Genomic DNA, 12,751 nt, shown 5'->3' with positions numbered 1-12,751 from the left:
AGTAATATTAATTTAAAGCAACACGTGGGCATTCTATTCGAAAGCATGCCCCTTGTTTTTGTTCTACGTAGCTGAGTTCTGCTTGGTTTGCTTCGCAAAAGCTACGTGATAAGTATAATCCTAAACCAGTTCCTGTAATTTCGGTACTAAAAAAAGGTTGAAATAAATAAGCAAGGTCTTGTGATGCGACACCTGAACCAAAATCACGCACATCAATGCGAACATTGGACTCATGGGAATACACATTTAATTCGATCTTTGCATCTGCTGGAACATTATGCCGAATTGCATTACGCAGCAAGTTAATGAGAATTTGCCGCAGTTGAGCTTCATCAAACGTGATCGCCATTTTATCTTGTATGTTGTATTTAATTTGCTGTGTGACGTCAGCTAAATCTTCTTGTAGGAATTGTGGGATAAACTGATTCAGTTGTAATTGTGTGGGATAGGTTTCTTTATTTCGCACCATATTCAGCGTATCTTGGATGATGCAATCAATCCGTAGCGCTTGTTTAGCAATCATCTGGCTTAAGTGTTGTTGCTGATCTGGATCACTGTCTGCCAAAAGTTCATTGGCTTGGACAATCGCTGCGAGAGGGTTGCGAATTTCATGTGCAATACTGGCGGAAAGTTGTCCTAATGCTGCAAGCTTGAGTTGTTGTACTCTTTGATTGAGCTTACGGGCATCTTGTATGACCAACAAGGTTAGCGTTTGATGGGGCACAATTAATTTTTGCACTTCAATGTGCATATGATACTGACTCAGTTGTGACTCGAATTGAAATTTTTCACCATTTTTGAGCTGATCAAATTTGAGCAATTCAAATAAGTCAGGCTGAACTTTGTATAAAGGGGATTTATCATAAGCATAAAGCGGAGGAATACCCAACAGCATACATGCCGCAGGATTGCTGAGTACAATGTGACAGTTATCATCTAAGACCAAATAACCCAGTTCAATCTGCTCTAAAATATAACGGTTCAAATTTTGCAGTCGATTAAGTTCCAGAGATTGCGAAAAATTTAAATTTTCCAACAATTGGAAGCGTCGAACCGCTAATTGACCACTGCCATATACGACAAAAAACAAAAAAGCCAACAGGGCACTATTGCCGATATTATTGAGTGATGAAAAATCAAATAAGCGACCTAAAAAAAGCTGGTAAACAACACTAATCACCGCAATTAGGGTAATGACCAATGCCTTTTGTGCATCGAGTAATAAAGATGCGGCAAAAATGGTGATCACAAAAAGCAGGCTTAAATGCAGATTAGGGCCATCCATGGCCAAAGTCAGTAGACTTAAAGCAATGACATCGGCTGTAAACAGCAAAATGAATTGTTGTGGGATTTTAGATTTTATTTTTCTAATTAAAATCAATTGGATGAAATTGATGGTGACGTAGCCAATCAATACATAAAGATAGAGTTTTGGATATTGATAATCTGTATTTAAGCGATGATAAGTAAGTACAAAAATCAGTAGAAGACACGTCGCAATAATCAATCTATAGGTAGCATACCACATGCCTAAATGATATTGATTAAACTCAAAAGTATGGTTTTTTTGCGTCATGCATGTCTTCTAGAAAGCGAAATCAAAAAGTATTAAGGTTTAATTAGCCCATAACGAATGGCTAAATGGGTCAGTTTTACATCACTGTCTAAATTCAGTTTTTCGAAGATACGATAACGGTAAGTATTGACGGTTTTCACACTGACAAACAGTTTGTCGGCAATTTCTTGTGCACTAATACAATTCACCACCATCATTGCCACTTGCATTTCACGTTCTGATAATGCATTAAATGGGGACTGTTGGGTATCTGAAAGATATGAACTGGCCAGTTGCTCCGCAATATCGGCACTAAAGTATTTGCCACCTTGCATGACTTTGTTGATGGCACGAACCATCTCTGTGACTGGAGCACCTTTGGTAATATAGCCTTTTGCACCAGCTTTTAATAATAATGAAGGGTAAGGTTCTTCCGCTAAACCACTGACAGCGAGGACTTTGGTCTCGGGTGCAGTTTGCAATAGGCGTCGGGTGGTTTCTACCCCACCAATGCCCGGCATGTTCACATCGAGTAAGACCACATTGGGGTGATGTTGACGGACTAAGGTAATTGCTTCTTCTCCAGATTCAGCTTGACCAATGACTTGAACATCCGCATGGTCTTCGAGCATTCGGCAAATCCCGGTACGTACCAACTCATGGTCATCTACTACTAAAACTGTGATCACCTAGTTCTCCCTCAAATAAAAAAAAGCATGTTTTTTGTTACATAAAGCAAAATAAGCTTGCAATGAAATGACAAAATTAGCAATCCTATTCTTAATCTTTAAATGAAATGTTATGCACAATGTGATGAGCGAGAAACTGTTCACCTTTGTGTCTAAATGTAAGACATATTTGAGGTAATACACAAATGTATCTTACCTCTCAGAGTTGAGTAAACTATCGTGAAAAATTCAAATAAATCTTTAATGCATGTGCTAGGGATGTCTATCTTACTTAGCATGAGTTCAAGCAGCTTTGCAGAACTCATCATGGATGCATCTGGGGGGACAGGTCAAGCCGCTTTAAATTGGTCCTCTGAAGATGCTAAACAACTCCTTAATGGTGATGTTTCATCATTAAACGATGAAGTAACGCCACAAGGTTCAACTAAAATCACCACCTCTGTGCGCAGTTCGAATGCTGTCGTATCGCATGCTGCGCCTAAAACTGTACAAATTTTAAATAATTCGCGTTATAGCAATCAACCAGCGGTCAATGCACGTGCAGCATTGGTCATGGATTCTCAAACAGGTGAAGTGCTATACAGTAAAAATACCAATGCCGCATTGCCAATTGCATCCATCACGAAATTGATGACTGCGGTGGTCATTGCGGATGCCAGACTGAATATGTCTGAAGACATTACTTTGCAAGCAATTGATTTTGCAGGAGCAGGTGGTAAAAACTCAAGCTCGACTTTACGTGCTGGCGACTCAATGAATCGTGCGGAAGTTTTATTATTGGCTTTAATGAAGTCTGAAAACCCGGCTGCCGCTGCTTTAGCTCGTACTTACCCCGGTGGTCGAGCTGCTTTTGTTTCAGCAATGAATAGCAAAGCAAAATCTTTAGGCATGACGTCCGCTCATTATTATGAATCGACTGGGCTTGATCCACGTAATATCGCTTCTGCACGTGATTTAGGTATTTTGGTCAGTGCTGCTTATCAATATGGGTTAATTCGTCAGTTCTCAACCACGGCAAGCTATGATTTTAATTTGGGTCATCGTGTATTGAAATCGAATAATACCAATGCTTTGGTGCGTAATGGGGGCTGGAATATCAATATTTCAAAAACAGGTTATATCAATGAAGCAGGGCGCTGTGTGGTGATGCACACGACTTTGAATAATCGTCCAGCAGTTGTGGTGCTATTGGGTGCGGACAGCTCTCAAGCGCGTACTGAAGATGCTATGCGTTTAATGAATTGGACAAGCCAGTTACCAAAACGTATTTAACACAGTTTTAATTCTTACAAAAACTCTTCTTCGGAATAATGCTCATTAGTTAAGGGGGTTTACAATTAACCCCTTAACTTTTTAGTTATTCACAACGGAGTCTTATATTTATTAAATCCAACGCTTGTAGCTCATCTATTACTTTGGATAAGCCCAAAGTAACCAAAGGCATTTGTCATCCGCAAAACTCGTCAAACACCTTTTATTGATTAATAAATCGCAGAACCCTTACTTTTTCAAAGTAGTCTTGCCTCGAACAATTGCGGATGACGTTTCCGCGTATCAAATAACATTATGAATTTAAAATAAAAAATAATAAATTCTTAACTGATCAGTATTACTTCTTCGGAAGAGTTTTTTATTTCCTTAGCTTTTTATTTACAACGACAGAATGTGTCTCATCTGTCCGTTTTTTCATCGATTTTTATCAAAAAAAGATTAAGATATAAAGCTATAAAAAAATAGATGATTACAGATTATGAATGCCATGCAGCATGCGCGCATTTCGGCTAAGCGTTGGGGCGGGGAAGCTGAAGATTATTATGAAGTTCATCACTTTATTGATAGTACCAAAAGCCTGTGTAGCGATGCTCGCCATCGTATTTTACATACGCTTTGGGGAGTGAATAGCATTGTGGTTCCGATCTATGGACATAGTCTGCTCAACAGTGCGGGAAAGTCGGTTGATCTGAAAGATTTATGTGAACGTGATCATTTATTGGTGGATTATCAGCAACGTTTTATTCCCACTTTGGCTGATTTTGTTCGCGCCATCGATCCAGCACGTTTGCCTGTGGGGTTCGAACAAAAAATTGAAAAAATACATCAATATTATTCAGATCAACCACAACTTTCACAAATATTGCTATCGCCCTTAGCTTTGACGGGAAAATTACACTCGCTGTTGCTGACCCATAACAGTTGGTTTATCTACGAAATATTACCGCGTATGGGCTATCCCATCAGCAGTTTAGTGGATCTGGGTTGTGCCCCAGAGGACTTTTTTAATGCCATGCAATTTGAATTGTGGATGGATAATGGTATGGCAGTGCCTGCCAGTGCTCAGGCACTTAATCAAATAAAACATAATTATCAATACACTTAATCATCAACACAGTTAATAAAGGAAATGAACATGCCGACTTTTGTCATCCGTGAAAAATTCTTCGGTTATAACGATGAGGTTTTTTATGTAGCAGGAAACCGAATTGCCAATATTTTTCAGGATCAAGCCCTAGCGGAACAGCAGTATAAACAATTAGAAATTGCAGCAGCCCGTAACTTTGCCTTATACGAAGTGGCTTCTTTTTTCGATGCGACAGAAGATGAACTGCAAAAGTATGATGATTTTGTGTTTTCACGTTGTGGAGAACATATTGTCGAGGCGGGGGATATTTCTGAAGATGTTTTGCCCGCAAGTTTGAATGATGCAGATACTTTTGAATTTGTGCAGTTGGCTCAGATGCAGAGTTATCAATTGGTCAGTTTTGCCGATGAAGTCAAATTTTATGCACTCTGGTCTTTGAAACAGCAAGACTGGATCAAACAATACGATGAATGTTTTGCAGGTCTCATTTATGCAGCCAGTCCCGAATATTTAAAACCGTATATGGAACATGTGTTTTCTGAATTTGATGAGCCTAATATTGTCCTTCAGGGAACACTCGATAGCTTAACGGAAAACCCAATATTGATGCAGTCGCTGATTACAACCCATGCTGGACTTAGTTACAGTCAAGATCAGCTACGCATTCAGGCTTGGGATGATGACGCTTTATTTGCGATCAACAGCATGTTAAAGCAGCCACTGTTTGAGATACGTGAAATTGCACTGGATGAAATACAGGGCATTGAAAAAGCGTTGGAAAAAGAATATGGCTATGATTATGAATAAGAAAATTGATAGATAATAGCCCAATAAAAAACCAGTTGCATGCAACTGGTTTTTTATTGCCGAAATTCGATGCTTACATATTAGAAAGAATCGAGGTTTTGACATCATTCATAGTGGCATCAATGGTCAGCATCACTGCATCTGAACATTGTTTGATTGCTGTGTCTGGGTCTTTTAAGCCATTTCCAGTCACGGTACACACAATCACTGAACCTTCAGCAATTTTACCTGCTTTGATGTCACGAATTGCACCGCCAATTGAAGCTGCTGATGCAGGCTCAACAAAGACACCTTCGTACATAGAAAGCAGACGTTGTGCTTCTAAAATTTCGCTATCTTGAAGTTCATCAAACCAACCGTTTGAATCACGTACTACAGCTTTCGCATGGTTAAAGCTTTGTGGATTACCAATACGAATCGCTGTTGCAACGGTTTCAGGGTTTTCAACTGGGCCACCACGTAGGAACGGTGCAGCACCAGAAGCTTGATAACCGACCATAATTGGTAAGCCTTCAGGTTTTGGCCCTGTGAATTGATCGGTTTCAGCATCGTAAATTACTGCTTCGAATTGCTCTTTCGGCTGATTGGCAACAGCTTCGGTATAACCCATCCAGTGTGCAGTGATGTTCCCTGCATTACCCACAGGTAAGCAGTGATAATCAGGCGCACGACCTAAAGCTTCAACAATTTCATAAGCAATGGTTTTTTGACCTTGCAGACGGTATGGGTTGATTGAGTTAACAATTGTGACTGGTGCTTGATCAGCCACTTCTTTGACGAGACGCATACCGTCATCGAAGTTACCACGGATTTGCATGGTGATTGCACCGTACATCATCGCTTGTGCCATTTTACCCATGGCAATTTTGCCTTCTGGGATTAAAACGAATGCTTTGATGCCTGCACGAGCTGCATAGGCAGCCGCAGCCGCAGAAGTATTACCCGTAGAGGCACAAATAATGGCTTTAGAGCCTTCTTCAACCGCTTTGGTAACCGCCATGGTCATACCACGGTCTTTAAATGAACCCGTCGGGTTTAAGCCTTCGTACTTCACATAGATTTCAACATCTTTACCAATAATGCGGGGAATGTTCTCAAGCTTAATCAGGGGTGTATTACCTTCACCTAAAGAGATTGCACGAGTGGTTGCAGATACTGGTAAACGGTCACGATAACGGTCAACTAAACCAGTATAACGATTGGCATTAGACATGATGATGTTCCAATTGTGTGTAGAGCTTGGCAAGGGGAAATACTCCCCTTAACCCGATTAATTATCAAGCGATTCTAAACGAATTCGCACAATTTCGCCATGAATGAAGGGGAATGCTTGAATTTGTTGTAAGGCTTCATCCATCTTTGATTCAACCACAGGATCGGTCAAAATCACGATCGGAATCAAATCTTTTAAGCGTGGCTGCTGTAAGATGGCATCAATACTGATTCCAGCACGACTTAAAATTGTGGTTACTTCGGCAAGCACACCCGTTTGATCTTCGGCATTAATGCGGATGTAGTATCCAGTGGTCATTTCTTCGCGTGAAAGAATAGGCAAGTCGCTTAAAGCTTCAAATGCCAATTGCGGGATTGTCCCTGCACCATCTTCGGTATAGGCAATATCACGTACAATATCGACCACATCGGCAACCACAGCAGACGCTGTTGGACCTGCACCTGCACCTGCGCCGTAATACAATGTTGGACCGACTGCATTGGCTTGAACCAAGATGGCATTTTTCACGCCGTTGACATTGGCAAGCAATTCTTCAGCAGGAATTAAGGTGGGATGGACACGAAGCTCAATACCTGTTGCGGCACGGCGTGCAATCCCCAAATGCTTGATACGGAAGCCCAGTTCTTCAGCATATTTGACATCTTGTGCCGTAATTTTGCTGATGCCTTCGGTGAAGACTTTATCGAACTGTAAAGGAATACCAAAGGCAATGGATGCCAACAGCGTTAATTTGTGCGCTGCATCAATACCTTCCACGTCAAAAGTTGGGTCTGCTTCGGCATAGCCCAATTCTTGCGCTTCTGTTAGTACATCGGCAAAGGTACGACCTTTTTCACGCATTTCAGACAAAATGAAGTTGCCTGTACCGTTGATAATGCCAGCTAGCCAATCAATTTTATTCGCAGCTAAACCTTCACGAATGACTTTAATAATTGGAATGCCACCAGCAACAGCCGCTTCATAAGCAATTTGTACTTTATGATCATCAGCCGCTTTAAAGAGCGCAGTGCCGTGTTCAGCCAACAATGCTTTATTGGCAGTGACAATATGTTTGCCATGTTTCATGGCTTCCATAATCACTTCATAAGCAGGATGGATGCCACCCATCACCTCAACCACAACATCGACATCAGGCTGACGTACAATGTCGAGCAAATCAGCACTTTGTTTAATTGATTCTGGAAGATCCAAGTCGAGACGCGGACGACGAGTACCGACATGGGTAATTTCAATTTCTCGACCGGTGCGACGTCTGATCTCAGCAGCATTTTCTTTTAGTAGTTTAAGGGCACCACCACCCACAGTACCAAGACCGAGGATTGCCAGACGAACTGGTTTCACGTCACACTCCAATATCTAATCAATTTTAAGCGAGTTTAGATCATAGCTAAAAAAAGCATCAGACTCTAGGAAAGAAATCACTTTATCTTCAACTATAAAAATTAGTAAATTAACGAATAAAAATTAGTTATTTAAACGCTGTACTAATTCATCTGGAGAGAGGTAGCCACCGAGGTAAATACCTTCTTCATTATAGATCGCTGGTGTGCCATTGACCCCCATATTCAGGCCGAGTTGATATTGTGCACGAACGGGGTTTTTGCAGGTTGCTGGTGGAAGTGGGGCACCTGCAATGGCTTGATTGAAAGCTGCTTGACGATCTGCGCTACACCAAACACTTTCCATGGCTGGCATGAACTGTTCACCACGTGGCCATGCGATATAACGCACTTCAATACCTTTGGCATTAATCTCGCTCATATGTTCATGCAATTTATGACAATACGGGCAGCTGGCATCGGTAAAGACATACACAATATGCTGAGTTTTACCTTGGGCTTTATAGACCAATAGATCTTCAGTTTTTAAATCAGCAAGCAGTTTTTTATTGGCTGCCGATTGCAGGTTTTCACTGACATTGTGGATTTTACTGTCGCCTAAACGTAGTACATCACCTTGGATAATGTATTTACCGTCTGCTGTGGCATAGACCGATGACATCCCTTCAAGGTTGACCCAATACAGATTGGGCACTTCAGTGACTTTAATATCGAGCACTTTGGCATTGATATTGGCTTTTTTGAAGTGCTGTTGCAGGGTGTTAATGAGACGCTGCTGTGTATTACGTTCAGAGAGATTAGATGCTTCTCCCGTTGCTGGCGCACTTGCGGTTAAGGTATTTTGCTTTTTTTCATCGTTATTTGAGTTGGAACAAGCACTGATTGCCAAGCTGCTTGCCAAAGTACATGCAATAAAAATTTTTGAGCGGGTAGATGACATAAATAACCCTTTCTTTTAACTATAGATAAAATAGGTGGCTTAGCATAACAAAAAACCGTCATGCTGGTTAGGGTGTCGTGATATTTGATCAATGGATTGCATTGTTGCTGAACAACCTCGTGCAGTCGCAACCATTTTGCAAGATCAAGGTTCTTTACTGAATTGTTGAATATGTGTTCTAGGCATCTCTTTAAGCGCGAGGGTGATGAGCCGCATGTAGTTGCTGCATGCGAATTTGGGCAACGTGAGTATAAATTTGTGTAGTGGATAAATCACTATGCCCCAATAACATTTGAACCACACGTAAATCAGCACCATGATTGAGTAAATGGGTGGCAAAAGCATGGCGTAAAGTATGTGGTGATAATTCGGCTTGAACCCCAGCTTGTAGTGCATACCGCTTAATGGCATACCAAAAATTTTGCCGACTCATGATGCCGCCATGTTGAGTTAAAAAGACATAATCTGTGGCGGATTTATACAACTGAGAACGCGCTTCATTTAAGTATTTTTCAATCCATTCACAGGCCATTTGTCCTAAAGGCACCAAGCGTTCTTTATTGCCTTTACCGACAATGCGCAAATAGCCTTGTTTTAAATTAATTAATTCAAGGCGTAAATTGAGTAATTCAGTCACGCGTAAGCCACAGGCATAAAGCACTTCGAGCATGGCACGATCGCGTAAACCCAATGCCGTTTCAATATTGGGTGCATGAATAAGGGCTTCAACTTCTTGTTCGGAAATATCTTTGGGCAGTGAGCGGCCAATTTTAGGGGTTTTATGGGTTGCTACGGGGTTATCTGAACGTAATTTCTGTTCACGTAGAAATTTATAAAAAGAACGCAGTGCAGAAAGTGAGCGCGCAATGGAACGAGGACTTTTACCTTGTTTGGTTAATGTTAATAAAACATCCGCAACGTTATCGCTAGACCAATCTGGCATTGCAACAGAGTTACATTCACTACATTGAATTAAATCAGATAGATAGGCGTTTCTAGTGTGCGGACTTACGGTCTGTGCAATTAAATAATCTCGGAAACCTTGTAAAAAACTTAAATGTTCAGGAATGCCCACAGGCGCAGGAATACGAGGTTTTTTATTCAGCATGTCAGTTCTACATTAAATGGAAAATCCAAGTTTTCCTTGGCTTTCATCAATTTAGAATAATTTTTTTACAATGTCGATGTGCAAGTGCAAGATGAGAATTAGAATCAAACCTTATTTGGTAATTATTCTCATTTGTTTGTATACTGGGGAAAATATTTTAGGATTAGATGCGGTGCGTTTATCTGATTTAAAAGTGAAACAAACAGCCATTATTCACAAAGTCAACCGAACTTTAGATGGCAATCTTGCTCAAAACGATGTAGTCGCCAGTCGTTTAGAGACGCTAGGTTTTGTTCCAGGTACAAAAGTACAGGTCATTACCAAAGGTATTTTTGGTGGAGATCCAATTTTAATTCAAGTTGGATTTACCCGATTCGCACTGCGTAAAGTTGAAGCTGAAAAAATTGAAATTAATCTTGAGGGAGCACCTGCATGAGTGATGCGCTGCGTATTGCCCTAGTAGGTAACCCAAACTGCGGTAAAACATCTTTATTTAACCACCTGACTGGTACGCGTCAGAAAGTTGCAAACTATGCAGGTGTCACTGTTGAACGTAAAGTGGGGCAGTTTACCCTGCCATCGGGTAAGCCAGTCCGTGTTTTGGATTTGCCTGGAACCTATAGTTTAGAGGCCACCAGTCCAGACGAAGAAATCACCCGTGATGTGGTCCAAGGCAAAATTGCCGAAGAAGGACAGCAAGATGCGTTCTTGTGTGTGGTGGATGCGACCAATCTAAATCTACATTTAGGTCTGGTACTAGAAATGATCGCGCTGGGTCGCCCGATTCTCCTTGTGCTGAATATGATGGATGAAGCACGTCGCCGTGGTATGCAAATCAACACGCAAAAACTTTCAGAACGTTTAGGGATTCCTGTGGTGGAAACCGTGGCAGTGCGGAATTCAGGGATTGAAAACCTGATGAATGCGCTGGATCAAGGTAAATATTCCATCCCACGTACAGAACTCAGCGGCTTGAATGGCGATAATCATCATAAGATCAGCACCATTTTGCATGATGTTGTCCATTCGGTGGATCAAGAAGACAAGCGCTCTGATTTTCTCGATAAAATATTTTTACATCCCGTGTTGGGCTTAGTTAGCCTTGCCTTAATGATGTTTGTGGTCTTTCAAGCTGTATTTGCTTGGGCTGCACCTTTCATGGATGGCATTGAAAGCCTGTTTGGTTGGTTCGGTGAGTTTGTTGGACAGCATATTTCACATCCATTGCTGAATAGCTTGGTGGTGGATGGGGTTATTGCAGGAGCAGGCGGAGTTTTGGTGTTTTTGCCCCAAATTTTGATTTTGTTCTTCTTTATTTTGGTACTTGAAGAATCGGGTTATTTACCCCGTGCTGCATTTTTACTGGATAAGTTGATGTTTAAAGCTGGCTTAAGTGGTCGAGCTTTTATTCCGCTATTGTCGAGTTTTGCCTGTGCTGTGCCGGGAATTATGGCGACACGAAGTATCAGTGATCCACGAGATCGTTTAACCACGATTTTGGTTGCTCCACTGATGACTTGTTCAGCGCGTTTACCTGTTTATGCGCTCCTCATTGCCGCTTTTATTCCAGAACAATTGGTTTGGGGTGTGTTAAATCTGCAAGGTTTAGTGTTGTTTGGTTTGTATATGGCTGGGATTGTCAGTGCATTATTGGTCTCATTTGTACTGAAATTCTTCCAAACGGATAAATCACAACATATGTTGTTGATGGAGCTGCCAAGTTATCGCTTTCCCGACCCTAAAAGTATTTGGATTGGTTTACTTGACCGCGCCAAGATTTTCTTAAAACGCGTCGGTGGCATTATTTTCGCGCTTTCTATTTTGTTGTGGTTCTTATGTACTTTCCCTCAACCACCTGAAGGTGCGACTTTACCTGCGATTGATTATTCTCTGGCGGGGATGCTTGGTCATGTGATGCAACCGATTTTTGCCCCACTGGGTTTTAACTGGCAGATTTGTATTGCTTTAATTCCAGCAATGGCAGCACGTGAAGTTGTGGTGGCGGCTTTAGGTACAGTGTATGCCTTGTCTGCTGCGGATGATGATGCCGTTGCCCAAGGTTTAGCCTCGATTATTAGCAGTGATGGTAGCTTGGGGTGGTCATTGGCGACCGCTTTATCGCTTTTGGTTTGGTTTGTTTATGCCCCGCATTGCTTAGCAACATTGGCAACCGTAAAACGTGAAACGGGATCGTGGAAAACAGTCAGCTTTATGACCGCTTATTTATTTGGTTTGGCATATTTAATGTCTTTCCTGACCTATCAAATTGCATCGCATTATTTTGGTTAACTGGATTGGTTTTATTTACCTCAAAATAATGTACAGAGGAGATTGAGATGATTGAAGTTCTTATTATTGCAGCATTGGTGATTTGGAGTGCGGTTGTGGTCTTCAAAAAAGTCTTGCCTAAGACGGCAAACTCAGTCTTTATGGCATTGTCCAATGTCTGTCGTCAACAAGGCTGGTCAACACTGGCAAAATGGTTAAAACCTGCGATGGCTTCTGGTTGTGGCGGCAGCTGTGGCTGTGCCGCAACTGAGGACAGTACACAGAAGAAAGCAGAAGTCCAAGCGGTAAAATGGAAATAAATCGCCAGTTCTAAGCTGATTTAAAAAAACCGTCATTTTATGACGGTTTTTTTACGCACTGACACAAAAAAAGACGCATAAAGTCAAAACAGAAAAAGCATTCAAAACAGCAAAGTGCTAACATTTTGTCA

Annotated in this window: 12 protein-coding genes; 6 read left to right on the top strand and 6 right to left on the bottom strand. The window is 41.3% G+C overall.

The window, feature by feature from the left end; all coding sequences use genetic code 11:
- Positions 1-7 precede the first annotated feature (7 nt).
- A complete protein-coding gene (locus B9T30_RS04550) occupies positions 8-1,576 on the bottom strand; it encodes a sensor histidine kinase (protein ID WP_086183959.1) in 1,569 nt (522 codons plus the stop codon).
- 32 nt (positions 1,577-1,608) lie between these two features.
- Positions 1,609-2,244 (bottom strand): response regulator, encoded by a 636-nt coding sequence (locus tag B9T30_RS04545; RefSeq protein WP_004650062.1) that lies wholly within the window; start codon positions 2,242-2,244, stop codon positions 1,609-1,611.
- A 219-nt stretch (positions 2,245-2,463) separates the two neighbouring features.
- Here B9T30_RS04545 and pbpG point away from each other — a divergent pair, with 219 nt between their 5' ends.
- The 3 genes from pbpG to B9T30_RS04530 all read left to right on the top strand — a co-directional run bounded on the left by pbpG (position 2,464) and on the right by B9T30_RS04530 (position 5,410).
- Complete coding sequence (pbpG, locus tag B9T30_RS04540; protein ID WP_086183958.1) at positions 2,464-3,516, top strand: D-alanyl-D-alanine endopeptidase PBP7/8; 1,053 nt, start codon at positions 2,464-2,466, stop codon at positions 3,514-3,516.
- A gap of 478 nt (positions 3,517-3,994) precedes the next feature.
- On the top strand, positions 3,995-4,621 hold the full coding sequence (locus tag B9T30_RS04535; RefSeq protein WP_086183957.1) for a DUF6915 family protein: 627 nt from the start codon (positions 3,995-3,997) through the stop codon (positions 4,619-4,621).
- Between the two features lie 30 nt (positions 4,622-4,651).
- Positions 4,652-5,410 (top strand): hypothetical protein, encoded by a 759-nt coding sequence (locus B9T30_RS04530; protein WP_086183956.1) that lies wholly within the window; start codon positions 4,652-4,654, stop codon positions 5,408-5,410.
- A 73-nt stretch (positions 5,411-5,483) separates the two neighbouring features.
- On the opposite strand, the gene thrC is transcribed toward B9T30_RS04530, so the two are convergent.
- The 4 genes from thrC to xerD all read right to left on the bottom strand — a co-directional run bounded on the left by thrC (position 5,484) and on the right by xerD (position 10,032).
- Positions 5,484-6,623: a threonine synthase gene (gene thrC / locus B9T30_RS04525; protein ID WP_086183955.1), complete on the bottom strand. Its 1,140-nt coding sequence runs from the start codon at positions 6,621-6,623 to the stop codon at positions 5,484-5,486.
- A 57-nt stretch (positions 6,624-6,680) separates the two neighbouring features.
- A complete protein-coding gene (locus B9T30_RS04520; RefSeq protein ID WP_086183954.1) occupies positions 6,681-7,985 on the bottom strand; it encodes a homoserine dehydrogenase in 1,305 nt (434 codons plus the stop codon).
- Between the two features lie 123 nt (positions 7,986-8,108).
- On the bottom strand, positions 8,109-8,924 hold the full coding sequence (locus tag B9T30_RS04515) for a DsbC family protein (protein WP_086183953.1): 816 nt from the start codon (positions 8,922-8,924) through the stop codon (positions 8,109-8,111).
- A gap of 190 nt (positions 8,925-9,114) precedes the next feature.
- On the bottom strand, positions 9,115-10,032 hold the full coding sequence (gene xerD, locus B9T30_RS04510; protein ID WP_086183952.1) for a site-specific tyrosine recombinase XerD: 918 nt from the start codon (positions 10,030-10,032) through the stop codon (positions 9,115-9,117).
- 172 nt (positions 10,033-10,204) lie between these two features.
- Between xerD and B9T30_RS04505 the strand changes: the two genes are divergently transcribed.
- From B9T30_RS04505 to B9T30_RS04495, 3 genes are read left to right on the top strand one after another with little or no spacing between them, the layout of a single operon-like run.
- Positions 10,205-10,468 carry a FeoA family protein gene (locus tag B9T30_RS04505; RefSeq protein WP_092687142.1) on the top strand — a complete coding sequence of 88 codons (264 nt, stop codon included), beginning with the start codon at positions 10,205-10,207 and terminating at the stop codon, positions 10,466-10,468.
- The gene (feoB, locus tag B9T30_RS04500) at positions 10,465-12,321 is read left to right on the top strand and encodes a ferrous iron transporter B (protein ID WP_086183951.1); all 1,857 of its coding nucleotides are present in this window, start codon (positions 10,465-10,467) and stop codon (positions 12,319-12,321) included. The genes B9T30_RS04505 and feoB overlap by 4 nt, the downstream gene beginning before the upstream one ends.
- A 47-nt stretch (positions 12,322-12,368) precedes the next feature.
- Entirely contained in the window at positions 12,369-12,620 is a 252-nt protein-coding gene (locus tag B9T30_RS04495; RefSeq protein WP_086183950.1) for a DUF6587 family protein, read from the top strand.
- The last annotated feature ends 131 nt before the right edge of the window (positions 12,621-12,751 follow it).

Source organism: Acinetobacter sp. ANC 4973 (genome assembly GCF_002135275.1).
GTDB lineage: Bacteria > Pseudomonadota > Gammaproteobacteria > Pseudomonadales > Moraxellaceae > Acinetobacter > Acinetobacter kyonggiensis.
The sequence above is the reverse complement of the archived record's forward strand: the minus strand, read 5'-3'. Positions and strand labels throughout refer to the sequence as shown.